This window comes from Pseudarthrobacter sp. SSS035 (assembly GCF_023273875.1).
In the GTDB taxonomy this organism is placed as follows: domain Bacteria; phylum Actinomycetota; class Actinomycetes; order Actinomycetales; family Micrococcaceae; genus Arthrobacter.
Genome location: NZ_CP096882.1, coordinates 101,108 through 124,624 on the forward strand (window position 1 = coordinate 101,108; position 23,517 = coordinate 124,624).

Here is a 23,517-nt window from a genome sequence, read left to right on the forward strand (position 1 = left end):
TCAATAAGGAGAACGGGGACGACATGTCTGAATCCGTTAACTTGCCCGCCCTCGGTGAGAGCGTCACCGAAGGAACCGTCACCCGCTGGCTCAAGCAGGTAGGTGACCGGGTAGAGGTGGACGAACCGCTGCTCGAGGTTTCCACCGACAAAGTAGACACCGAAATCCCCTCTCCGATTGCCGGCATCATCGAGGAAATCCTCGTAGCCGAAGACGAGACCGCCGAAGTAGGCGCTCCCCTGGTCCGTATCGGCGACGGCTCCGGCGGCGGCGCAGCCCCCGAAGCAGCAGCACCGGCCGTGGAAGCCCCCGCCGCACCGGCTGCAGAGGCGCCGGCTGAAGAGGCCCCGGCCGCAGAAGCACCGGCTGCGGAAGCTCCCGCAGCGGCAGCATCCGCCGCTTCGGACGGCGAAAGCCACGACGTCACCCTCCCGGCACTGGGCGAAAGCGTCACCGAAGGAACCGTCACCCGCTGGCTGAAGGCCGTGGGCGACACCGTTGCAGTGGACGAACCGCTACTCGAGGTATCCACGGACAAGGTTGACACCGAAATCCCGTCCCCCGTCGCGGGAACGCTGCAGGAAATCCGTGTCAACGAAGACGAAACCGCCGAAGTTGGCGCCGTCCTCGCCGTCATCGGCTCCGGCGCGGCAGCCCCTGCAGCCTCCGCACCGTCACCAGCAGCAGCGCCGGCACCCGCCGCCGCGCCTGCCGCACCGGCGCCCGCAGCGGCACCGGCACCCGAAGCACCCAAGGCAGAGCCTGCTCCGGCGGCACCTGCCGCAGCAGCACCGGCACCCGTTTCAGCCCCGGCACCCGCAGCCGAGCCTGCTGCCGGCGGCGAGTCCGGCTACGTGACTCCCCTGGTCCGGAAGCTGGCCAACCAGCACGGCGTGGACGTCGCATCACTGTCCGGCACCGGCGTCGGTGGGCGCATCCGCAAGCAGGACGTCCTCGCCGCTGCGGAAGCCAAGGCCGCTCCCGCTGCAGCAGCACCGGCCAAGCCGTCCGCCGCTCCGGCGGGCCCGGCTGCCTCCTCGCTGCGTGGCACCACGCAGAAGGCACCCCGCATCCGCCAGGTCATCGCCCGCCGTATGCGCGAATCCCTCGAAATCTCCACGCAGCTCACACAGGTGCACGAAGTGGACATGACCAAGGTGGCCAAGCTCCGCCTGAAGGCCAAGAACTCCTTCCTGGCCCAGAACGGCGTCAAGCTCACCTTCCTGCCGTTTATCGCCAAGGCCGTGGCCGAGGCCCTCAAGCAGCACCCCAAGCTCAACGCTGCGTACGACGAGGACAAGCAGGAGATCACGTACCACAACGCCGAACACCTGGCGATCGCAGTGGACACCGACAAGGGCCTCCTGGTTCCGGTCATCTCCGATGCCGGCAACCTGAACCTGGCCGGACTGGCCGCCAAGATCGCCGACGTTGCCGGGCGCACCCGCGACGGCAAGATCGGCCCGGACGAACTGTCCGGCGGAACGTTCAGCATCACCAACATCGGTTCGGTCGGCGCCCTGTTCGACACCCCGATCATCAACCAGCCTCAGGTCGGCATCCTGGGCACCGGCGCGATCGTCAAGCGCCCCGTGGTGGTGGCCGATGAGAACGGTGACGACTCGATCGCCATCCGCTCCATGATGTACCTGTCCCTCACGTACGACCACCGCCTGGTGGACGGCGCGGATGCGGGCCGCTTCCTCCAGACCCTGAAGGCCCGCCTTGAAGAAGGCGCCTTCGAGGCCGACCTGGGACTCTAACCCCAGGCCAGAACCGCACGACGGCGGTGCACGTGCCGGTGGGAAACCACCGGAAGGCGTGCACCGCCGTCGCGGTTTAAGGCGCAGCGCTGTCTCCGCCGACACAGAAACTCTGCGGCCGGCCTTACTACATGATGTAGAACCCCTGCGTAGACTGGTCGCATGATTATCGTGTACAACATCGTGGTCTTCTTGCACATCGTCGGCGCCGCTATGATCGTCGGAATCTGGATCGGGAACATGAAAACCCCCACGGTCCACCCCCGGCAGTTCGACGGCGCAGCTCTTCAGCTCATCACCGGCATTGTGCTGATGGGCCTGATCCCGTCCCTGGACATGGACGCGAATTACTTCAAGCTGGGCATCAAGTTCGCGATTGCACTGGCCGTCGGCGTGCTGGCTTTCATCGGCCGCCGCAAATACAAAAAGGGCGAAGACATCAGCAAGGGCCTGGCCCACGGAGTTGGCGGACTTGCACTGCTTAACGTGGCCATCGCCACGCTGTGGAACTGAACGCCGGCTGAACCACTCACGACGGCGCCGCTCCCCCTCTGTGGGTGCGGCGCCGTCGCTGTTTAACGGCCAAGCGGTGACCGCCACGCAGCCGCCAGGCGGCTGGGCTGCGTAGTCACAATCCACTGAGAGCGGACACCCTGTGCACGGCCGCCGCTCAATCCCTAGGATTGGAACCGGCGGGGCCAGGCAACGGCCGGTCCCGGTTCGAACCGACTTTGAGGAGTGGACATGGCAGCAACACGCACCGCGCACACAGTATGGAACGGCGACCTGATGACGGGGTCGGGTCAGACCACGCTGGACAGCTCCGGCCTGGGCACATTTGAGGTCACCTGGAAGGCACGCACCGAAGCGGCCGAGGGCAAGACCAGCCCGGAAGAACTGATCGCCGCAGCACACGCGAGCTGCTTCTCAATGGCGTTCAGCAACATGCTCGCCCAGGCCGGACATGCTCCAGACGAAGTCAACACCAAAGCCGACGTGACGTTCGTCCCCGGCACCGGCATCACCGGGAGCCACCTGACCATGTCCGCCAAGATCCCCGGCGTCTCCGAAGAGGAGTTCCAGCGGATCGCCGGCGAGGCCAAGACCGGCTGCCCGGTTTCCGGCGCGCTGGCCAGCATCGCGATCACCCTGGACGCGTCCCTGGAATCCTAATCTGCTCCGGCGGCTTCCGCGTTCGCTATGGACGCTGACCGCTCCTGAGACAGAGCAGGCCCTGCCCCGCCCGGACTAACCGGGAGGGGCAGGGCCTTCTTTGTTCTGTGGCGCCGGGCCGGCCTTAGTCGCCGTGCCGGCGGGCCGGAAGCGGCGCCGGCTTCAGGCGACGGTAGCCTTCACGGACCGGGGGCTTGTCCGTGGGCAGCTCCTGGATCATTTCCTTGAGCGCACCGATCCCGTATTCCAGCTGGGGGTCCCTGCCGGCGGCATAAGCGTGGGGCGGGTAAAGCACTTCGATGTCGGGATCCACGCCGTAGTTTTCCACGGACCAGCCCACGCCACCACCGAACCAGGTGGCGTACCGCGGCTGGGTCACGCCGGTACCGTCGGCCAGGGAGAACCTGTTGTCGATCCCCACCACACCGCCCCACGTGCGCGTGCCGACCACCGGGCCGATCCCCCGCAGTTTGGAGACCTGGGTGATGATGTCGCCGTCGGACCCGGCAAATTCATCGGCGAGGATGATCACCGGACCCCGCGGCGCGTGGTGCGGGTAGGTCCGCGGACGTTCGCCGCGGGGCATGCTCCAGCCGGTGACCTTCCGGCCAATCAGCTCCGCCACCAGCTGGGACGTGTGTCCGCCACGGTTCCGGCGGACATCCACGATGAGCCCGTCCAGGGCAGTTTCGGTGTCCAGGTCGCGGTGCAGCTGCGCCCAGCCGTTGGCCATCATGTCCGGGATGTGCAAATACCCGAAGCGGCCGCCGGAGGCCTCCCGGACGATCCCGCGGTTCGCGGCCACCCACTCCTGGTAGCGCAGTCGCTCCTCGTCCTTGACCGGGATCACAGCGATCCTCCGCTGCTCCCCTGCCTCGACTCCATGCCCGGCTCCGTTGCGTAATGTCAGCTCCACAGCCCGTCCGGCGGCGCCCACCAGCTGCATCGCGGGGCTCACCGTGGCGGACAGCGGCACACCGTCGATGGCCAGTACGACGTCCCCGGCCATGGCGGCGGCGCCGGGCCGGGTCAGCGGGGAGGTGGCCAGCGGGTCCGAGGATTCGCCGGCCAGGATGCGGGTGATCTCCCAGCCTGCCGGTGTGAACGTGAAGTCTGCGCCAAGCCGTCCCTGGCCGTTGCTGCCGTTTTCCGTGACGGCTGCGGGCCGGACGTAGGCGTGCGAGGTGCCCAGTTCCCCGTGCAGCTCCCAGAGCAGGTCCACCAGGTCGTCGTGGGACCCCAACCGGTCAACGATCGGACGGTACCGCTTATGGATCGATTCCCAGTCCTGTCCTGCCATGTCTTCGGCCCAGAAGAAATCGCGCTGCAGGCGCCAGGCTTCGTCGAACGCCTGGCCCCAGACGCTGAGGGGATCCATCATCACGCGGATGCGGCCCAGGTCCACCTTGACCAGCTGGCCGGATTCCTCATCGGCTTTGGCAGCAGAAGGAACCACGCTGACCTGCTTGTCGTTGACCAGCACTACTTTCTTGCCATCGCCCGAGAGCCGGTAGCTGTCCAGGGATTCCACCAGCGTGGCGGACTTACGGCGGGCCAGGTCGAACCGGACCAGGCTCGGGCGGGCGTCCTTGTCTTCCTGGCTGGCTTTGCCGTCGCCGGTGACGCCTGCCAGGGCCCAGTCCAGCCATAGCAGTGCACCCTCCGTTGACGTGAGTGACGTGTAGTTGCCCTGGGGCACCGGAACGCCGATGACACGGTGGGCCAGCCCGGCCGGATCCACGTGGACCGCGGGACCTGCCGCGGTGTCTGCGTCCGTGGTGTCCGCGCTGTCCGTGTTTGCGGCAGGGGACAGGTCAACTTCGGGGCCAAACGGCGACGGCGTCGTGGCAGCCAGTGCCACCAGGTACGGCTTGATGGGGCTGGGGAAGGACAGGTCGAACGAGTGGCCGTCGTACACCGGATCAAAGCTGCGGTTGGACAGGAAGGCCAGGAACTTACCGTCCGGCGTGAAGCTTGGGGACCCGTCGCAGAAACGGCCGTCCGTGACCTCGACGATGCCGCCCGCCAGGTCCGCGGCATTAGCCAGCCGGAGCCGGCTCCGGGAGCCGAACGAGGTGACAGGTTCGGACCAGGCAAGCCACTGGGAGTCAGGAGACCACGCGAGTTCCGCGATGCTGCCCTCGCCGATGCTGGTGACGAGGGAAAGCACACCGGTGGTTGTGTCCGCCACAAAGACATCCCCGAAGGAGGTACCCACCGCAAGCCACCGGCCATCGGGGCTCGCTTCCAGGGCGCTGGCGCGTGACGGCGTCGGGAAGGCGATGCGGGTCGGCAGGCCGGACGGTCCTGCGTTGGCGGCGGCTTCCGACGGGCCGTGGGCGGCGTCGGCCGGGGAGTCATCGGCCCGGGAGTCATCGGGCACCGGAACAACGACGTCGGCAATCACCGGTGCGGACGATGCCGCCGCGGGAACCGGACGCGGCAGTGGCGCTTCCGACTGGTCCCGGGCTGCTGCAGCGGGTACGGCAGCCGGGGCTGCCGTGACGGCAGGGACCACGGTGTCGGGGACCTGCGCGGCAATCTCCTTGATGTAGATCGCCTCCACGCCGTCGTGATCGGCGACGTAAGCCAGACGGCCGCCGTCGAGCGGCCTGGGGAGCCGTGCCCGGACACCCGGGGTGGCCTCGACGATACGGGAGGGGCCGTCCTGGTGACGGAGCCAGTGAAGGGTGCCATGGGCCTCCACTGCGCTGGCGGAGCCGCTGTCATCCGGCACCACCGTGCCCAGATGTTTGGAGATTTTCAGCAGGCCCGGTCGACGCGATTGCGACGCGGAACCCAGCGAGATGTCCAGCCGTACCGCGGCAGAGGACAGATCGTGCAGGATCCAGAGCTCACCGGCGGATTCGAAGATGACCCGCCCGCCGTCGGTGGACGCGTGCCGGACGTAGAAGTCCTCGTGGTCGGTGTGCCGTCGAAGATCGCCGCCGCCGGGCAGCACCGAGTACAGGTTTCCGTAGCCCTCGTGGTCTGACAGGAACGCGATGCGCCCGTCCACCCACATCGGATCTGCGAGGTTTCCGCCGAGGTGGGGAACGAGGCGCTCGAACTCCCCGTTTCCGTCGGCGTCAATCCAGAGCTTGCCCGCGGTACCGCCGCGGTACCGCTTCCACCAGGCCGGTTCACGGGAGAGCACACTGGCCAGGACAACCGGCCGCTCGTCCCCCACTTCCGGACCAAAGGCCACGGATTCGACCGGTCCGAAGGGGAGCTCCTCGGCCGACCCGCCGTCGACCGGGACGCTGTAAGCGTAGGTATGCCGGCTTTCAGCCTGGCGGAACGCGCTGGTCACTACTGCATCGCCGGCTGCCGTGAAGCCTTTGACCTTGGTTGTGGCGTGGCCGAAATACGTCAGTTGCCGGTAGCCACCGCCGTCCACCTCCGCCGAGACCACTTCCGGGGCGGTTCCCTGGACGACGGTCCAGACCAGCCGTTTGCCGTCAGGCGTAAACCGCGGATTGCGGGCGGGCAGCTGCAGTGACGAAACCCGCCAGGCGCGGCCGCCGCTGAGCGGCGCGATCCACACGTCGTCCTCTGCCACAAACGTGACCAGATCGCCGTGGACATGCGGAAACCGGAAGTAGCTCGAAGAAGTCATCGTTCGATCATAGTCAACTCCCGGTACGGTCCCGGGGAGGTACCGACGGCGTGCGGGCCGTGGTGAGATGGATCATGCACATCGTCATTGCCGGGGCCTCAGGGCTGATCGGGACCCATTTGTCCGCAACGCTGCGAGAGGCCGGCCATGACGTGACCACTCTCGTCCGACGCGAGCCCACGTCCGCGGCCGAAATCCGCTGGGACCCCGCAGCGCGCCGCCTTGATCCGGCGGCGCTGGCCGGCGCGGACGCAGTGGTCAACCTCTCCGGTGCCGGGATCGGGGACAGGCCCTGGACCAGACGACGGATCGACGAGCTGATGACTTCGCGCTTGGCAGCCACCGGCACCCTGACCGCGGCCATGGCCACGCTTGACGACCCGCCGCGCACGTTTATCAGCCAGTCGGCGTCCGGGTACTACGGCGATTCCGGGTCCGCCCAGCTCCGGGAGAACGCGTCGCCGGGCTCGGGTGTTCTGTCACGTATCTGCGTCGAGTGGGAGGCCGCCGCCCATCGGGCGCCGGCCGGCGTCCGCGTGGTCACACCACGCACCGGTGTTGTTCTCAGCCCCACAGGCGGCGCGCTGGGCCGGCTGCTGCCGCTGCTTCGCCTCGGGGTGGGCGGTCCACTCGGCCACGGCCGGCAGTACTGGCCGTGGATCACTCTTCCGGACGTCGCCGCAGCATTTATGTTCCTCGCTGACTCCGGGCTCCACGGACCGGTCAACGTCTGCGCCCCCGAAAGCGCTGACGTCAACGCGTTGGTGGGCGCCTTGGCATCCGCGCTCCACCGGCCGGCATTTTTCCGCGTACCGTCGCCGGCCCTGCGCCTGGTCCTGGGTCAGCTGGCCGATGAACTCATCCTTCCCAGCCAGCGGATGGAACCGGTGGCCCTGGAAGCAGCCGGCTTCCAGTGGCAGCACCCGTCACTGGCCGAGGCTGCTGCCTGGGTGGCCGGCAAGCCCTGACTCAACCGGCTGAGGCAGCCTGCTGGTGTCATTTTCCGAAGACGCGCCTGCAGCGACGGTCCGAAGTCCTCTGCACAAGTCTCGGTGGCGCGTGCGTTCGCGGTCCGAAGAGGATCCCTCACCGGGGCGGCTGTTGAGCAGGACGGGCATGCCCATTGAGCGCCTGAAGTCAGGATGAGACAGAGGCCTCGATCGCTCCCGTAGAGCGGTGGGCCTCCCGGACCTGGCCTGGCTCGAACAGGCAACCATCCTCACCAAACTACGGGCTGGACACGCACTTACCGGGTATACGCGTCTTGGGAGGTTCATGATCGCTGCAGAAGCTGGGGGGTGCGTGGGGCGAATGCAGCGGACGCCGCCTTCGCGTGCAGGCAAATGCCCGCTTGCCGGTCTCCTGTGGGGCTAGGACGGGTGGGTGCGGGTAGAGGCTCGCACGATGAGTTGCGTAGGGAACTCGTAGCGCTGGATCGCCGGGGGCGTTTCGGACAATGACTGCAGGAGTAGTTCGGCCGCGGTGCGGCCCATTTGGGCGTACGGTTGCCGCGCAGTGGTCAGCTGTGGTGTCACGAGGACGGCGGTTCGCTCGTCGTCAAAGCCGGCGACGGCGATGTCGTCGGGGACGCGGCGACCGCGTGTGGCCAGTTCGCGCAGCACGGTCGGGGCGAGTTGGTCGAATGCACAGAAGACGGCATCGACGCTGCTTTCGCGGTCCAGGAGCTCGCCGAGTTCTGGACAACCGGATGCTGACTCGTCGAACTCTGTATCGATGATGAGGTGCTCGTCGATCGAGATTCCCGCAGAGACGAGCACATCGCGGTATGCCTTCTCACGCTCCTGGACATAGAAGGAATCGCCCCAGACAGACGCGCCCCCGCTGAGTCGCGGGCGGACGAAGACGATGCGGGAACGCCCTATCGCGACCAGGTGTTCGGCCACCTCGCGTGCGCCGGCATAGTTCGCCGCCGAGATTGATGGGAAGTAGATGTCGACGCTCGAGTCGTCAATCGCGACCCCGGGTATGCCGATGCGATCGCACGCGTCCCGGACAGACTTTTGATCAGGAACGCTGATGACGATCACACCTTCGGTCGGCACGTTCGACAGCCCGGTGATGGCGTCGGCCAGCGCTCCCTCGGCTCCACCGACAGGATGAACGAGCACCTGGTAGCCGGCGGCGGCGGCCGTCTCGATGCAGGCGTGTGCGACCGGCTCCCACCAGCCCCACTGGTTGTCCGGCACGATCACGCTGATGGCGTGGAAGCCGCCTCGACGCAATGCGCGCGCTGCGACCGACGGGCGATAGCCGAGCTCTTGGGCGATCGTACGGATCCGGTCGCGCGTCGCCGTACTGACGTCGGGATGATCGCCCATGGCGCGCGACACTGTCGCGATACCGACGCCCGCTGCTCGGGAAACGTCGGTTAGCGTCACCCGCTGTGTCATTACTGCCTCCCCAAAGGTTGCCTCTTGACCGTGGCATTTCTCTTCGATATCTTAGCGGTATCGTTTCCGGAAACGTTACCGGAAACGATGATCAATTTCCACTGATCAAACTCAACGACGAGGAACTCATGTCCACCACGACCCCGGCCACTGTCGGCCCCAACACTCTTAGGCCAGTCAGTCCAGGCTTCATAGCCATCTACGCGCTGGCGATGTTCGGCATCTGGATGGCGATCAACCTGCCGGCCTCCGTGACGCTGGCGTTGCGGATTTCGGAGATCGATCCCGACGGAAAGACCACCAGCTATTCGATTGCCGCCGGAGTCGGGACGCTGACTGCCGTCCTTGCCAATCCCTTCTTCGGGCGCCTTTCGGACCGTACGCGCAGCCGTTTCGGCCGCCGGCGGCCCTGGATCGCGATTGGCTTGCTTGGCACCACGGTCGGCGCGGCGGTCATCGGCTTCTCGGATACGTTCCCGATGCTGCTGCTGGGATGGATCCTGATGCAGGCGTTCGTCAATGCCGCGATCGCCGCCATTCTCGCCATCGTCGCTGACCGAGTGCCCGAATCGCAGCAAGGATTCATTGGCTCGCTCTCCGGGGCAGCGTCCGCAGCGTCTCTGGTGATCGGAATCTTCTTCATCCAGGCGTTCCCAACGAGCATCCTGGCGCAGATTGGTTTGCCGGTGGCGGTGGGGCTTGTGTTCGGCGTAGCGCTGCTCGCGGTTTTCAATGATGATGCTCCCGCGGCCGAGCCGCTGCCGCCGTTCGGCGTGAAGGAATTCTTCGGATCGTTCTTCATCAACCCGCGACGCGAGCCTGACTTCGCATGGTTGCTGCTTGCCCTCTTCCTCATGTTCGCCGCGTGGGGCGTGGTATCCACATACACGGTCTATTTGCTACAAGACATGATCGCGGTACCGGAGGACCAGATCGGTGGGGCGATCACACTCTCCTACGTGATCCCCGGGGTCGTCGCGTTCGTTGTCGGGCCGCTCGGCGGTTGGGTAGGAGACCGGCTCGGTCGGCGAAAGCCAGTCATGATCTTCGCCGCTTTGATTGGCGCGGCGGGCATGGTCATCATCGCCACCTCGTCCACCGTTGTTCAATTTCTCATCGGCGTGACGCTCGTCTCCGGCGTCGCGGCCGGCCTCATGTTGGGCACCTATATCGCGCTTGGCATCGCGGCGATGCGAGACAAGCTGGCGGCAGCCAGGAACCTCGGCGTGGTCAACATCGCGATCACCCTGCCGTTCTCGATCATCCCGTTCATCGCCCCCGTGATCCTCAGCGTCGGCGGCGGCACGTCGAACTACGTCGCTCTGGTCCTGTTCGGCGGCGCGCTCACACTCCTGGGAATCGTCCCGCTCGTCGGCATACGCGCCACCCGCTGATCTCCTCAACTCACACCGATATCGCGCGGTTCGCGCTGCGCAACCCTCTCTTTAGGAAACTTCCATGAATGACTATCTCGACCCCACTCAACCCCTTGAGCGCCGTATCGATGACCTCCTCCCGCGGATGACGATCGCCGAAAAGGCGGGCCTAATGTTTCATCCCACCACCGAACCGGGAGGCGACTCGCTCACCGACGCGGACGCGCTCCGAGACGCCGAGCTCAACGTGGTGGAACGCGGAATCAACCACTTCAACGTGCTTGGCGGTGGGGACAGTGCGGGAGTCGCCGGATGGCACAACACCCTCCAGGATCTCGCGGCGAGCACCAGGCTCGGCATCCCCATCACCCTGTCGTCCGATCCGCGCCACGGATTCCGGAGCAATCCTTTCACCGGGCAGTCGCTCGACAGTCTCTCCCGCTGGCCCGAGACGACCGGTATCGCAGCGATCGCGGGCACGGACACGGACACGGCGCGAGAGTATGCCGACATCATCCGCCGCGAGTTCCTGGCGATGGGCATACGTGTGTACCTCGGACCGATGGCGGATATCTTCAGCGAACCGCGCTGGTCGCGCGGGTTCGGCACATTCGGAGAAGACCCTGCCCGCGTCGCCGAACTGACAGTCGCCTTCATCGAGGGACTCCGCGGTGGGCCAACGTTGGGCCCCGAGGCTGTCGCTGCAGTCGTGAAGCACTTCCCCGGAGGCGGTCCACAGTTGCGCGGCGATGACGCGCACGACTCGCGGTACCCAGAGCAGGTGTATCCCGGTGGCATGCAAGAACTGCACATCCAGCCGTTCGAGAAGGCCTTCGCCGCAGGAGCCACCCAGGTGATGACATACTACGGCAAGCCCGTCGGCACAGAATGGGATGAAGTCGGGTTTGCGTTCAACGCCCCGGTCGTACGAGACATCCTCCGCAAGCGCCTTCATTTCGACGGCATCGTCGTGACCGACTGGAACCTGCTCGAGAGTGAGCGGATGGGCGATCTCACCTTTGGACCGAATGGTTGGGGCCTGGGGCACCTGTCTCCCGTCGAGCGGGCCCGGATCGCCATCGACGTCGGCGTCGACCAGTTCGGCGGTGACCGGAACCCTGCCCTTATCGAGGAGCTCGTCGACAGCGGCGCGGTGACCGAGGAGCGCATCGACCAGTCAGTGCGACGGCTACTCCGCGAAAAGTTCCAGCTTGGCGTGTTCGAGAAACGTCATGTCGACATCGATCGTGCGCGCACCACGTGCGGCGCGCCAGTCTATTTCGAGAAAGGTACCGCCGCGCAGAGCAAGTCCATAGTGCTGCTCACCGACGAGGCAGGCATCCTGCCCGAGGGCTCCAGGGTCTACGTCGAGGGCATTCAAGACCCGTCAGGCCTCACGATGACTCCCCATGTCGGAGACGCCGAGGCGATCATCGTTCGCCTCGAAGCACCCTTCGAAGTCGGCCGCGGATCCGTTGTCGCCGAGTACTTCCACGGCGGCACGCTAGCCTTCCCTCAGAGCACACTCGACAGACTGCGCAATTATGCCGCTCAAGCCCCCCTCTATGTGTCCGTGTTCCTCGAGCGGCCAGCCATCCTCGGCCCGCTCCTCGAGCTCGGCGCCACCGTCCTCGGCGAATTCGGAGCGAGCGACCACGTCATAATCAAGGCGTTCACAGGGCGCACGTCACTTACCGGGACCCTGCCTTTCGACATCCCCTCATCCATGGAGGCTGTAGAGAAGTCCCGCGAGGACGTCCCGTTCGACACTGAGGCACCCCTTTTCCGCGCGGGTTTTGGAATTGCCCGAGATGCCGGCGCACCCCACATGGCAGCATAGGCCTAGAGACGGAGCGATTGGCCCCGACTCCGGTCAGGGCCAATCTGCCGGATCTGGTCGAGTGTCATGGCGGTAAATCATCGCGCCCGCAAGCCGGTCCTCCACCGGCCGCGACGGCATCATGCAGTGCACTTCTGTGGAGTTCAGCGCTTCGTGGCGGCGTTTTGTGACCGCTTGGTGTCGCTCAACCGGGTCTTGAGTTGTCTTGCATCGCTAGTCTTTCGAGGCGAAGTGGTTTCGAGACACCCAATCGTCTGTACCACGAGGACGACTAGGTTCGGCGCCAGCCTGGCTCGCGTAGCGTAGGGGCAACGACTATTGGGGGTAGCCATGAATCCGGCACCGTTTTTCGGCATTTTCAGCACCATTTATGCAGTCATCATGATCGTGGTAGCCGGCCTGGCAATTTACACTCTGGTCCTGACAATTGTTTTCCTTCGGCTGCGGATTGCCGAGCTGAAGCGGGGTGCGCGGCCGAACGGTCCGTTGGGGTGAGGGAAACAGGCATGGTTGAGATAGGGCGCCGGGAGCGGCTCACGTTCGGAGATGTGCAACGCGGACCCGACGGCGAATTGCTCAGCATGTCCGTGTCCGTGGAATTAGAGAACCTTCGAGCACGTCGGGAGGTCACCGCCCACTACGAGCTTGGATTCGCTGACCTTTGCGGCTTCTTCACCGACCTTGCCGGGCATTGGCAAGGCTGGAGCGGGACCAGAGCCTACAAATCCCTTGAAGGTGATCTACTGCTGGAGGCTGCCCACACCGGGAGCCACATTGAGCTGTCCTTCACCCTTCAGGATCCCTCGTTCCATGACTCCTGGTCAGTACGCGGCAAGCTGACGATCGACTCGGGGGAAGAACTCATGCGCGTCACGGAGAACCTGCTAAACCTGTTCGCTGCCAGTTGGCGTGAGGATGCCGCAGAATGACCGGCAAGGATTGGACCAGGATTTCCTTCGCGCTGGCCCTATGTCCAATGAGAGAAAGCCTGAACCACTAAACCCGTAAGCATAATTGCCGTAAATATCGATTTTCCCGCGCCGAGGCCGCGTATCGTCCCAGTGTCGGCAAACCATCCAAAACCTGCCTCTTCCAGTCCTCGACCTCGAACGTTTTCGGCCCAGATCTCTGCAGCGTGTTCATGATTCCTCCAGGTCAGCAGGCCAATGCCGAAAACGGCAGACAAGAGCACCACCAGCGGAAGGACTATCAGGAGGTTTGTAGCTGGCACAGAAAGGTCGAAGACTAAGGAAACAAGGACGCAGCAGACGATCGCCACGAAGCTCCAGAGCTCGATAATTTGCAACTTACGTATCCGCCCGGGGAGACGTCGATGCTCGTATACAGCCCGGCGTAGCCACCGTGGCGGATAGCCGTAGTTGGTACGGGCAGTCCACGGAGTTGGTACCGCTTTTCCCGGTAGTTGGTACTGCGGTCGTTTTTGCGTGTTCCTCTGACGGAACCGCGGCACGTTGGGTGCTGCCGGTTTCTGATGGAGGAGGCATTGATGGCGAGCTACAAGGCGATTATGGCTTTGGTGTTCGAGGGCCGTAGCTACGACGAGATTGTGGGCTTGGTGGGGTGTTCACGCCGGGATATCTCGGCGGTGAAGAAGACCGTGGCAGCCAAGGGCTTGACGGCCGCGCAGGCTGCCTCGATGGGCGAGGCTCAATGGGCAGAGTTGTTTCCCGATGGTCGCCGGACGGTCTCGGGTTCCTTTGATCAGCCTGATTTCGCGCAGGCGTTGAAGTCGATGAAGAGCAACAAGCATTTCACCTTGCAGCAGGCGTGGCGGATGTATCTGGGTGTGCCCTCGGGGCAGGGGAAGAAGTACGGGTATTCAAGGTTTTGCCAGCTTTTCACGGAGTTTGCGGCCACCAATGATGTCGTAGCGACGCTTCACCACGATCCGGGCCGGGCGCTCTTGGTGGACTGGGCCGGCGATACGCTGCCGGTGACGGATTCGGTCACCGGGGAGGTCCGCAAGGCCTACATGTTTGTTGCGGTCCTGCCATTTTCGGGCCTCGTGTTCTGCCGGGCCTTTGCCGATATGAAGCAGGAAGCGTGGATCAGCGCACATGTGCAGGCCTTTGAATTTATCGGTGGAGTAACTCAAATCATCGTCCCGGACAACGCTTCCACGGCGACCCATCGGTCCGTCAAAGGCGACAGCGCCAGGGTTATCCATGCCCGCTATCAGGAGCTCGCCGACCACTATTGCACGGCGGTGGTGCCGGCCAGAGTCCGGAAGCCCCGCGATAAGGCAGCGGTGGAATCGGCGGTGAACATCATCAACAAGCGCGTGATCGGCTACCTGGCCGAAGAGCTCTGGACCACCTTCGCGGAGCTGAACGCCGCGATTGGTGAGCGGATGGTGGAGGTCAATGAGCAGATGCGCCGCGTCGACGGCACGAGCAGGTATGAGCGGTTCCTGGCTGAGGAAGCCGGGCTGCTGCAGCCGTTGCCGGCCGCGAGGTTCGATACGGTGGCATGGAAGCAGTTGAAGGTGGGGCGGAATTACCATGTCACCGCCGATTACCAGCACTATTCAGTGCCGTACACGTTCGCCGGGCAGATTCTGCGTGTGCGCCTGACCGGTGTGGCCGTCACCATTTTCGATGGCGACACCGTGGTGTGTGAGCATCCACGCAAGGCCGGACGCAAGGGCCAGTACTCCACGACCGTTGAGCACGCTCCCGAACGGCATCAGGACATTGACGGGCTGTGGACACGGGAGTGGTTCGTGCACCGGGCCCGGAGTTTCGGGGCCGCGACCGTGGCGGTGATTGAGTCGATTCTGGACCGCCACGCCATCGAGGCGCAGGCCTACCTTGACTGCCAGAACATCCTGATGACCTTGGGCAAGAGCAACAAGCAGCGCCTGGAGGCCGCCTGCCAGGCGATCATCAACCAGCAGGGCTACCCGACCTACACCACGCTCAAACGCATCATGGCGACTATTACCACTGACAAGCAACGCACTCGGCCGCTGGTTGCGGCGGCCTCGAATGAGAAGAGCACTCCCGGGGCGGTCGACCTGCCCGGTGTTCTGGTGCGCGGGGCCGACTACTACCAGGAACGTGGGTGATCCGGCCGTGTTTACCGGTGTTGACCACGAGAAGTTCCGGGCCCTGCGCATCACGCACGTGGCCACCCGGTTCGAAGAGCTCATCAAGGACGAAGCAAACGACGCTGCCACGCCGGAGGAACTGTTCCTCACCGCCGTTGATGAGGCCCTGGAACTGCGCCGCTCCAGCAGGATCGAGAAACTCATCCGGCAGGCAAGGTTCCCGCTCCCGGAGGCCTCGGTCGCCGAGATCACCTATCCACCCGGGCGCGGCATCAACCCCGTGCGAATGAAACGCTACGCCAACCATGACTGGCGGGCCGATCCGACGAACCTGCTGATCATTTCCCCGACCGGAGGAGGCAAAACGTATCTGGCCTGCGCGATCGGCGTCGCGGCCTGCCACAACGAACACACCGTTCACTACACGCGGATGGATGACCTGGCACGCCGACTCGTCATCGCCCGCGGGGATGGGATCGGCCACCAAAGCATGCTCAACAAGCTCAGCGACGTTGATCTGCTCATCATCGATGACTTCCTCACCGTAGGAATCGACCCGAACGCCGCCAGCGACCTGTTCGCGATTCTGGCCAACCGTGACCACCGGCTGCCGACGATCATCGTCAGCCAGTCCGGCCCGGCCTACTGGGTCGAAGCCCTGCCCGACCGCGTGGCCGCCGACTCCACCGTGAACCGGCTCGCCAACCAGTCCCGCACGCTCAACCTCGGCGAGGTCGACATGCGGCGGCTGCGCAACCAGGAAGCCAAAGCCACCAGCGGCTACTGGGAATAACCCAGAACGCACGCCGGCGACAACTCGTACCGGTCGGGACGGCCACACCGCCGCCCGGCCGGTACCGGGTCCCCGGAACAGCAGTACCAACTACCTGGACCACCCGTACCAACCAGTCCTATCCGCCAGCCACCGCATAGGGTTCCCCTTTCCCAGCTATGTTCTCTCTGCAGAACATAGCTTCACCCTAAACGTGGTTTCGCACTCTTACGAGAATCGCCAACCGCGGAGCTGGAGACAGCTTCTCTTTGCAAGGTCTACTTTTGGTGTCTCATATCCCTTGTGTCTCGGAACGCTAGCGTTTCGAGACATGGAGGTTTTGAGACATCGAGGCTGTGAATTGCAGCGATAAATGGCGGTCTTTTCGCAGCGCTAAATGTCACCCTCGCTGCCCTCAACTGAATCCTCTAATGGTGAAGAACGCGGCCCGCACCGGCCGACATATCAGCTGTCTGCTCATGCCGGCTGTCTTGAAACTCATGCGTTTCGAGAGACAGAGGTTTCAAGACACCGAGTTCCTTCGCTGCTCGGCCGAAGGCGCCGGACAGCGCCAACGTCGTGACCGTCGCGACCGCACCGCTCACTGCTGCGGTGACGGCGGGGATCCCAATGCCCGCGGCGATGGCGCCAGCTTGCCTGCCTTCTTCACGACGTCGCCGGTGTCGGGGGGCCTCCTGCTCGGTCGCGGCGCGCAGGTCCTGAACCGCAGCGAACAGCTCAGCTCGGTCATCGTCGTCGCGTACGTCCTTTGCGGCGGCCTGCACGGCGTCGAGGAGCTGGTGGCTCAGCCCAGCGGTCTTAGCGTTGGCTCTGCTCCCGATGGCGGTCGGCCCGTTGGCCGCCTAGATCGTGGTGTTGTATTGGACAAAAGCAACAGGTCCGTCTCAGCAAAGGAGACGGACCTGTGCGTGACGTCTGCACCTAACTTAGTAAACGGTGGCCGTTTTACTCGACAGATCGTTACGAAAAGCGATAGGCGAGGCCTATTACCTCATCATCCTCGCCCGGAAGGGCTGCAAGCGATGCACTGCAAGGGCCGCGAAACTGCGCGTGACGGTTCCCGCCACGGTCAGGCGGGGACGCAATCAAAATCGTCGTTAATGAACTGTATCTGGCCGTTAGCCAAGTGGTAATGCCAGGAGGTAGTGCACGTCTGCCCGTCCCTGGTGTAGGCAAGGGAACCGCGGTAATGGTTCTCCTGGGGCTCGCCTTTCATGAACAAATCCTGGTAATGATCGGATCCTTCTACGGAATAATAGAAGACTCCGTTTACTGTAGTTGAGTATTTGAAGCCCTGAGCGCCACCCATTCGTGCGGTTGAGCGCCGGGGATCGTGCCAGAGAGCGCCAGCAGTCGCGTGGCTTGGCGCCGCTGACGCTCTCTGTCACAGGATTAGGCGCTCACGAGTGCTGCGTGTTCGCGCATGTTGTAGTTGCCGGTCTCGACCCAGATCGTGTTGTGGATGATCCGGTCCATGATCGCGTCCGCATGGACGCCGGAGCCGAGCCGCTGGTGCCAGTCCTTCTGCAAATACTGAGTGCAGAACACTGTTGAGGTCTCGCCGTAGCGGCGCTCCATCAGTTCCAGCAGCATGCCTCGCATCGGTTCCGTGGGTCGATCCAGGAGCCACTCGTCGATGACCAGCAGCGTGAATGCCGCATACTTTCGCAGGAATTTACCGGAACCGCCGGGCCTGTCTTGCGCGGCGACCCATTCTTCCTCGAGGTCTGGCATACGGACGTAATGTGCGCGGATTCGGTGCTCGCAGGCGCGTTTGGCGACCGCGCATCCCAGATACGACTTCCCCGACCCAGTGAACCCCTGCAAGACGACGTTCTGCTGCCTGCCCACGAACGAGCAGGTGCCCAGCTGGGTCAGCAGCTGCCGGTCAAGACCGCGCTCGTCGAGAAGATCGATGCGACGCAAATCCGCGTTCGGATAACGCAGTCCTGCCCGCCGGATCAAGCCGGCCACCTTGGAATGCGTAAACGACGAATAGGCGTCATCGACGACCAGCCGGACACGATCCTCGAACGGCAAGCTGATACTCAGCCTCTCGTCTTGGGTATCGATGGCCTCCAGCAACTCGCCCGCGTTCATCTCGCGCAGCTTGCGTTTGGTCTCCGCATCCAGGCGGCTCATCGAGCCCCTCCGGCGTAGTAGGCGCCGCCCCGCACGTATCCGCCATCGTCTCCCTCCGGCTCATCAGGGACGATCCCGGTTTTGTCCTGCCCGGTATCCAGGATCGGCCGCAGGTGGGCGTAGCGGGGCGATCGTATCGACCCCCGCAGCGCGAGCTGGCTGGCCGCTTCCACCCGGGCCGGGGAGAACCGGCGGGACAGGCGCAGCACCGCCAGCGCGGGGTCGTAGCCGGCCTCCTCGACCCGCACGGACTCGAAGATCTTGCTGATCACCGTCACGGTTGCCGGGCCCATCCGCAACGCCCATTCATCGATCCGGGCCCGGTCCCACGCCTGCCAGCTGCGACCCTCCGGAAGGTCCGCCTCGTTCGTCTGATGCTGGTTCGCCGTCGTCGCTGGCAGCAGCAGGTGGCTGGTGAGGCGCTCATCGCTGCGATAGATCTCCAGCATGGTCTCCGTGACACGAAGATCAACATTCGAGCCGATGTGCGCGAACGGCACGGAGTAAAAGTTCTTCGCCCAGACCACGTGGCCGTTGCGCCCAACTTTGCGCCCATAGGTCCAGGTGCTGATCTCGAACGCCACCGCCGGCAGCGGTTGCAACACCGGCTTCTCCTCGGCGGTGAACACGCTCAGCCGGGAGCCCTCCCGCTTCTGGAACGGCTGCCTGTTATAGGCATCGATCTGCTCCCGAATCCGTCTCCGCAACTGCGCCAGGCTCGTGAACACCTCTTTCCTCAACCCGGCAATCACCCAGGTGGCGACGTGCGAGACAGTGTTTTCCACGCTCGCCTTGTCCTTCGGGTGCCTCACTCGGCCCGGTAGTACCGCCGCTGAATAATGCGCCGCCATCTCCCGATACGCGTCATTGAGCACGACCTCGCCCTCGCGCGGATGAGAGATCACCCCGGTCTTGAGATTGTCGGGCACGAGCCGCGGGACCGTGCCGCCGAAGAACGCGAACATCTCCGCATGCGCGCGCAGCCACGAATCCTGCCGCATATCCAGGCACGCCTCCACGAACGCATACCTGCTGAACGGCAGACACGCGACGAACAAATACACCTTCGAGACCTCTCCCGTTGCCGGATCGACCAGCTGCATCGTCGGCCCAGACCAGTCGACCTCGATGCTGCGGCCAGCCTTGTGGCCGACCCGGGACGAGGCGCCAGTGACCATCGCGTGATCGCCATAAAGCCTGCAGAACCGGTCATAACTCATCGACGCTTGCCCCGCCCGACCGGATGCGTCGACGTACTCCTGGTGCAGCAGCTTCAACGTCACCCCAACCCTGGCCAGCTCCCGGTGCACCTGGCCCCAATCCGGCTGCATAAACACGCTCTCGCGCACCCCGCGGCCGGGAAATAGCGCCAGATAAACCTCACCATCAGACAAATCAGCAACGTCATCCCAGCCGAGCCCTGCCCGATCAGCAGCCTCGATCACCGCCTGAACGCTGTGCCGAGACATGCCCTGAGCAGACGAGATAGCCCTGCCCGATAGGCCTTGATTGCGAAACTGCAAAACCAGTTTCGCCTTGATCTTCCGTACCATTGCCGGTAATCCTTCCGCCACGTGGCCCTCACGTGGTGGAAGGAGCCTTACAGATGGCGCTCACCCACACCGACACTGGCGCTCACCCACGCCAATCGGGATTCCGACCACGGCGCTCACCCGCACCACCTCTGGACCCCCTGAAGGCCAATATTCAGTAGTGGTGTAGACGTACTTGGCATTGATCTCATACAGCGTGTTCCCACTAGGGGTCTGGACGACGTTGTACTGAGCGCGCCCATCGCGACAAACTTGAAAAACTCCGCGATCTATACAAAAATTATCCACGTACGTCTGCCCGCCGCTGCTGCTCGCGGCCGGTGCTGGTGCAGCACTAAGCGCCAAAACTACACAAGCGGCAAATGCTGAACTAAGAAATTTAGACACACTTATAGTCATGATCGATCTCCGATGAACACTGTTTATTCGACATAAACGAGTAAACGACAACTGCCGGACCAAATGTCTTTCTGGCAGTCTTCCCTACGGGCTGGACGCCCTAACACGGAAAGCTCCCCCAGTGGGGTCCTTCACATTCACATTTATGTGTTCACCGCCGGAGGAGCAGTGGAGACCATGACGATATGTGCTCAGCGCACTGTGACTGTTAGCGGAGAGTGGCGGTTAAATCGCAGTTCAAGATGGCGCAGCATGTCTTGAAACCTGACTGTTTACCCCAGACGACCTAGGAAACAAGGTTGTGGACCGGCAACCCCTCGGCACCGCCGAGGCGGCAAACTCCACCACGAGCCCTAAGTGAAAGGCAATATATGGAACACCTTGCTCTCACCCCTCCTGCGATGTCAACGGTGTGCTTTTTCACTCCTCAAAGATGCCCGTGTAGCCGAAATTGAAGAATCACTTGAAGAATGCCAGTCCTCGGATCGGCCCTAGCTGGGCGCCGGCGGAAAAATCACCCAAATAGTCTTTCAAGATGGCCGCAAAATTACCGCGGGGAAGGGGTCCTGCTTACCTTGGAATCCAGCTAAAACCGCCAAATCGAGCTGTGAAAACACCGCCATGCCGAACTAACAGTCACACCCGGGCTTCCTGTTGATCTTGAAGCGCGCCTGTAGTGGGGGCCGCTCGGGCGACCAACGAGCCTCTTGGCAGTGCGACCAGCACGACCGAGATGCTGGGACGTGAGCGTGGGTCGTAGGGCCGCAGAGACCGCGGCCCTACAGCGTGGATTGCAGTTCGAGGTCAGACGGTTGACTTGCCTGGAGCTGCTGGAGGTCACTCCGCCAGTGTCACTGCTAGGGGGCAGCGAGGGCGGGGCACAGGTTTTGCTGTTTACCGGAAAGACTCTGGAACGTCGAGTTGCCCGCCGGGTCGTTAGTGATGACGGCATTGCCCGTGTACAAGATCGTCCGAGCACCGCCGGTGTCTGTATTGAAGAAGACGAACACGTTTTGACCCGTCAGTTTGAATGTTGTCGAACCGTCAGGTGCCACCGTCTTGGTTGTGACCGACCCGTATGTCGGAACTTCGATCGACTTGCCTGTCGACTCATTGGTCAGAGTAAGGATGAAGCCATCACCGCCAGTCACTGAACGCGTAAAGCCGTTCTTGGTCTTGACAACCCTGGTGATCTGATTCCCGCCAGTCCCGCTCACGGAAATTTCAAACTCGGGGCACCCGGGCAGGTCTGTAATCGGTCCGAAATCGGACGCCCAAGCCGGTTGCGAGGCAGCGAGCATCAGCGCTGCCAACATTCCCGCTGGCGCGAGGCGCCGCATTCTTGTATTCATTGGTTCATCTCCATTGCTGCGAAGCTGCAAAGCTCCATTGCTGCGAAGCTGCAAAGCTTCATTGGTGACGTGCCACCACGGAGCGGAGGAGACCGCACGCCGGATACAGTACGGGTCATGCCCTGACTGCTGCCCGCAATTGGGGCGGCGGATAACATCAGGTCCTCGGCCGGAACGGCGGAATCCCTGCTACCACCCAGAATATTTAACAGGGGCAATTGGTCCCATACGCACTCTTACGTACATCGGATCAGCCGCAGCTCCTGCGAGGGAAGCATTTCCTGTGTCGCCACAGCACACTTGCGTCTACAATTCAGGCGTGGAGCGTAATGACGCGCAGTACCGCACATGGCTGGAGCTCGTTGGAGAAATCCTTCAGCAGCCGCTGGGACTGTCCTTGCGCCATGAGGAGCAGCTCCTGGAGCTCCTTAATCAGTCTTTTAACGGTGCGTGCTCCGCGCGAAACCGTGTGGGGCATGAATGGGAGAATCACCTCCTTGATTGCTGGCCCCGAAATTTCATCCCCGGCGAGCCGCCTGGAGGCTATGACTTCAGACAACAACCGCTGCTGCGTTGGTACGCGTTTACGGGTCAGATGGGACCACAGTCCTTCGCGCGGGTTCCTGACGCTCTGGCCGGCAAAAGGCTAAAACAGGCCTGGGAGGAGATGGCCCACCCCTGGAACGTGGACCAGCAGTTGTGCATACCTTTGCAAATAGGCGGAGGCGACTTTAACTCCTACGTTATCCAACGACCTGACCGTGACTTCACGGAACAAGAGCTTGATTTGGCCAGACTGCTGCAACCAATCCTGACCGGCCTTACTCTCCACCTTGGGCTTGCGCCTACCAATGCCAAGGCTCCCATCCAGAGCTCCACAGGCGGTTTGACGATTCGCGAGATGGCGATCTTGACCTTACTGAGCATGGGCCTGACCGCAGAGAGCCTGGCGCGGCGGCTCAACATCTCGCCCCGCACCGCTGGAAAACATCTGGAACACATTTACCGCAAGCTGGACGTATGCGACCGCCTGATGGCAGTTCAAAGGGCATATGAGCTCGGATTATTGAAACCAGCGCCTGCCACTTTTCTGCAGAATCAACACCCCGAAGTCGAGACAGGCACCACGAGGACGGCGAATAGGTGGTGGCCCACCGGCATGGGGACACCGTCTTCGGGTGACAGGTTGGGCCGCTAGTTCAGGTTCATGCCGAACTGCCGAGTGAGCAGTGCCCGTTTGAAATGGGTCTCAGCTGCATCGACCTGCGCGGCCGGCGCGCTCGGCGAGAAGACCTGCAGGATGCTGAACTGGAAGTGCTGCCGGTGCCGGGCGTCGGCCAGCTCCCGGAGCGCGACGTTGCCGCCGTGGCCATTCCTGGCATACTCGCTCCAGCCGCCAAAGAAGCGCTCGGCGCCGTCGGCCTTCCCCACGTACAGCCTGCCGTTACTGGTGTCGGCGATGAGGTAGATGCCCTGCACGGAGCTGAGGGCCGTCCGCCACTGCCCGTAGCGGTCGTCGGTGATGACCGCCTGGAGCTCGTCGAAGCTAACAAGGAGCGAATCAAATCCCGGGAACGCCACGCTGGACGGGTCGGACTGGCGCCGAAGGCACCACCTGCGAGAAACGATTTCATTGACCGGCAAGTCCGACGACTGGAGCGTCGACCGACCGAAGACGCCAACGGAACCTCGAAACCGCCATCTTGAACTGCGATTTAACCGCCATTTTCGGTTAACAGTCACAGCTCAATTAACAGTCACGAGCCAGTTCACGGATAACCGCAACATCGTGTCTCACAGGCCTAGGGTTTCAAGGCGCAGAGGTTTTGAGACACTAAGTCTGCTGGGGGGCGCACCCTTTGCGCCTTCGGGGCTTCGAGCTTCCGGCGGAGGGAACAATAGAGCCATGCCACACGCTAATCTGCGCATTTTTCTTGGGGACCGCGAGGGGCGCCCGGCTCCGAGGATGGGGCGGCGGCGGGAGATGCCGGCATATAGGGCATTTGAGCTCACGGCCTAACTTTCG

Annotated in this window: 19 protein-coding genes; 11 read left to right on the plus strand and 8 right to left on the minus strand. The window is 63.4% G+C overall.

Going from position 1 to position 23,517, the window contains the following annotated elements; all coding sequences use genetic code 11:
* Positions 1-23: 23 nt before the first annotated feature.
* The 3 genes from sucB (at position 24) to MUN23_RS00490 (ending at position 2,936) form a co-directional block, all read left to right on the plus strand.
* Positions 24-1,763, plus strand: coding sequence for a 2-oxoglutarate dehydrogenase, E2 component, dihydrolipoamide succinyltransferase (gene sucB / locus MUN23_RS00480; protein ID WP_248761589.1), 1,740 nt, complete (start codon positions 24-26; stop codon positions 1,761-1,763).
* A 162-nt stretch (positions 1,764-1,925) separates the two neighbouring features.
* Positions 1,926-2,276: a hypothetical protein gene (locus MUN23_RS00485; protein WP_056345294.1), complete on the plus strand. Its 351-nt coding sequence runs from the start codon at positions 1,926-1,928 to the stop codon at positions 2,274-2,276.
* Between the two features lie 231 nt (positions 2,277-2,507).
* Positions 2,508-2,936, plus strand: coding sequence for an OsmC family protein (locus tag MUN23_RS00490; RefSeq protein ID WP_248761590.1), 429 nt, complete (start codon positions 2,508-2,510; stop codon positions 2,934-2,936).
* Positions 2,937-3,060: 124 nt separating this feature from the next.
* Here MUN23_RS00490 and MUN23_RS00495 read toward each other — a convergent pair whose 3' ends face one another.
* Positions 3,061-6,555 carry a S41 family peptidase gene (locus MUN23_RS00495; RefSeq protein WP_248761591.1) on the minus strand — a complete coding sequence of 1,165 codons (3,495 nt, stop codon included), beginning with the start codon at positions 6,553-6,555 and terminating at the stop codon, positions 3,061-3,063.
* A gap of 74 nt (positions 6,556-6,629) precedes the next feature.
* Here MUN23_RS00495 and MUN23_RS00500 point away from each other — a divergent pair, with 74 nt between their 5' ends.
* Positions 6,630-7,523: a TIGR01777 family oxidoreductase gene (locus tag MUN23_RS00500; RefSeq protein WP_248761592.1), complete on the plus strand. Its 894-nt coding sequence runs from the start codon at positions 6,630-6,632 to the stop codon at positions 7,521-7,523.
* Between the two features lie 402 nt (positions 7,524-7,925).
* Here the strand turns inward: MUN23_RS00500 and MUN23_RS00505 are convergent, their stop codons facing one another.
* The gene (locus MUN23_RS00505) at positions 7,926-8,966 is read right to left on the minus strand and encodes a LacI family DNA-binding transcriptional regulator (RefSeq protein WP_248761593.1); all 1,041 of its coding nucleotides are present in this window, start codon (positions 8,964-8,966) and stop codon (positions 7,926-7,928) included.
* Positions 8,967-9,094: 128 nt separating this feature from the next.
* Between MUN23_RS00505 and MUN23_RS00510 the strand changes: the two genes are divergently transcribed.
* From MUN23_RS00510 to MUN23_RS00525, 4 genes are all read left to right on the plus strand, one after another.
* Entirely contained in the window at positions 9,095-10,360 is a 1,266-nt protein-coding gene (locus MUN23_RS00510) for an MFS transporter (protein WP_248761595.1), read from the plus strand.
* A gap of 64 nt (positions 10,361-10,424) precedes the next feature.
* Entirely contained in the window at positions 10,425-12,182 is a 1,758-nt protein-coding gene (locus tag MUN23_RS00515; protein WP_248761597.1) for a glycoside hydrolase family 3 protein, read from the plus strand.
* A gap of 330 nt (positions 12,183-12,512) precedes the next feature.
* Positions 12,513-12,677, plus strand: coding sequence for a hypothetical protein (locus MUN23_RS00520; protein ID WP_248761599.1), 165 nt, complete (start codon positions 12,513-12,515; stop codon positions 12,675-12,677).
* An 11-nt stretch (positions 12,678-12,688) separates the two neighbouring features.
* Positions 12,689-13,111, plus strand: a complete 423-nt coding sequence (locus MUN23_RS00525) for a DUF6228 family protein (RefSeq protein WP_248761600.1) — start codon at positions 12,689-12,691, stop codon at positions 13,109-13,111.
* A gap of 38 nt (positions 13,112-13,149) precedes the next feature.
* Here MUN23_RS00525 and MUN23_RS00530 read toward each other — a convergent pair whose 3' ends face one another.
* Positions 13,150-13,488 (minus strand): hypothetical protein, encoded by a 339-nt coding sequence (locus MUN23_RS00530; protein WP_248761601.1) that lies wholly within the window; start codon positions 13,486-13,488, stop codon positions 13,150-13,152.
* Positions 13,489-13,689: 201 nt separating this feature from the next.
* Between MUN23_RS00530 and istA (MUN23_RS00535) the strand changes: the two genes are divergently transcribed.
* The gene (gene istA / locus MUN23_RS00535; protein WP_248761602.1) at positions 13,690-15,270 is read left to right on the plus strand and encodes an IS21 family transposase; all 1,581 of its coding nucleotides are present in this window, start codon (positions 13,690-13,692) and stop codon (positions 15,268-15,270) included.
* Positions 15,263-16,045: an ATP-binding protein gene (locus MUN23_RS00540; RefSeq protein WP_248761603.1), complete on the plus strand. Its 783-nt coding sequence runs from the start codon at positions 15,263-15,265 to the stop codon at positions 16,043-16,045. Before istA (MUN23_RS00535) ends, MUN23_RS00540 begins: the two co-directional genes overlap by 8 nt.
* Before the next feature lie 407 nt (positions 16,046-16,452).
* On the opposite strand, the gene MUN23_RS00545 is transcribed toward MUN23_RS00540, so the two are convergent.
* From MUN23_RS00545 to MUN23_RS00560, 4 genes are all read right to left on the minus strand, one after another.
* Positions 16,453-16,809 (minus strand): hypothetical protein, encoded by a 357-nt coding sequence (locus MUN23_RS00545; RefSeq protein ID WP_248761604.1) that lies wholly within the window; start codon positions 16,807-16,809, stop codon positions 16,453-16,455.
* 628 nt (positions 16,810-17,437) lie between these two features.
* Positions 17,438-18,187, minus strand: coding sequence for an ATP-binding protein (locus tag MUN23_RS00550; RefSeq protein ID WP_248761053.1), 750 nt, complete (start codon positions 18,185-18,187; stop codon positions 17,438-17,440).
* A complete protein-coding gene (gene istA / locus MUN23_RS00555) occupies positions 18,184-19,740 on the minus strand; it encodes an IS21 family transposase (RefSeq protein ID WP_248761051.1) in 1,557 nt (518 codons plus the stop codon). The genes MUN23_RS00550 and istA (MUN23_RS00555) overlap by 4 nt, the downstream gene beginning before the upstream one ends.
* 1,256 nt (positions 19,741-20,996) lie before the next feature.
* Positions 20,997-21,491, minus strand: coding sequence for a hypothetical protein (locus MUN23_RS00560; RefSeq protein ID WP_248761605.1), 495 nt, complete (start codon positions 21,489-21,491; stop codon positions 20,997-20,999).
* 319 nt (positions 21,492-21,810) lie between these two features.
* On the opposite strand from MUN23_RS00560, the gene MUN23_RS00565 reads away from it, so the two are divergent.
* Positions 21,811-22,689, plus strand: coding sequence for a response regulator transcription factor (locus MUN23_RS00565; RefSeq protein WP_248761607.1), 879 nt, complete (start codon positions 21,811-21,813; stop codon positions 22,687-22,689).
* Here MUN23_RS00565 and MUN23_RS00570 read toward each other — a convergent pair.
* Complete coding sequence (locus MUN23_RS00570) at positions 22,686-23,072, minus strand: GIY-YIG nuclease family protein (protein ID WP_248761609.1); 387 nt, start codon at positions 23,070-23,072, stop codon at positions 22,686-22,688. The two genes, MUN23_RS00565 and MUN23_RS00570, sit on opposite strands and share 4 nt — an antisense overlap.
* Positions 23,073-23,517 lie beyond the last annotated feature (445 nt).

Bases quoted from the DNA above. Each gene is read 5' to 3' on its own strand.
- sucB (WP_248761589.1), top strand. From the start codon at position 24: ATGTCTGAATCCGTTAACTTGCCCGCCCTCGGTGAGAGCGTCACCGAA.
- MUN23_RS00485 (WP_056345294.1), top strand. From the start codon at position 1,926: ATGATTATCGTGTACAACATCGTGGTCTTCTTGCACATCGTCGGCGCC.
- MUN23_RS00490 (WP_248761590.1), top strand. From the start codon at position 2,508: ATGGCAGCAACACGCACCGCGCACACAGTATGGAACGGCGACCTGATG.
- MUN23_RS00495 (WP_248761591.1), bottom strand. From the start codon at position 6,555: ATGACTTCTTCGAGCTACTTCCGGTTTCCGCATGTCCACGGCGATCTG.
- MUN23_RS00500 (WP_248761592.1), top strand. From the start codon at position 6,630: ATGCACATCGTCATTGCCGGGGCCTCAGGGCTGATCGGGACCCATTTG.
- MUN23_RS00505 (WP_248761593.1), bottom strand. From the start codon at position 8,966: ATGACACAGCGGGTGACGCTAACCGACGTTTCCCGAGCAGCGGGCGTC.
- MUN23_RS00510 (WP_248761595.1), top strand. From the start codon at position 9,095: ATGTCCACCACGACCCCGGCCACTGTCGGCCCCAACACTCTTAGGCCA.
- MUN23_RS00515 (WP_248761597.1), top strand. From the start codon at position 10,425: ATGAATGACTATCTCGACCCCACTCAACCCCTTGAGCGCCGTATCGAT.
- MUN23_RS00520 (WP_248761599.1), top strand. From the start codon at position 12,513: ATGAATCCGGCACCGTTTTTCGGCATTTTCAGCACCATTTATGCAGTC.
- MUN23_RS00525 (WP_248761600.1), top strand. From the start codon at position 12,689: ATGGTTGAGATAGGGCGCCGGGAGCGGCTCACGTTCGGAGATGTGCAA.
- istA (WP_248761602.1), top strand. From the start codon at position 13,690: ATGGCGAGCTACAAGGCGATTATGGCTTTGGTGTTCGAGGGCCGTAGC.
- MUN23_RS00550 (WP_248761053.1), bottom strand. From the start codon at position 18,187: ATGAGCCGCCTGGATGCGGAGACCAAACGCAAGCTGCGCGAGATGAAC.
- istA (WP_248761051.1), bottom strand. From the start codon at position 19,740: ATGGTACGGAAGATCAAGGCGAAACTGGTTTTGCAGTTTCGCAATCAA.
- MUN23_RS00560 (WP_248761605.1), bottom strand. From the start codon at position 21,491: ATGAATACAAGAATGCGGCGCCTCGCGCCAGCGGGAATGTTGGCAGCG.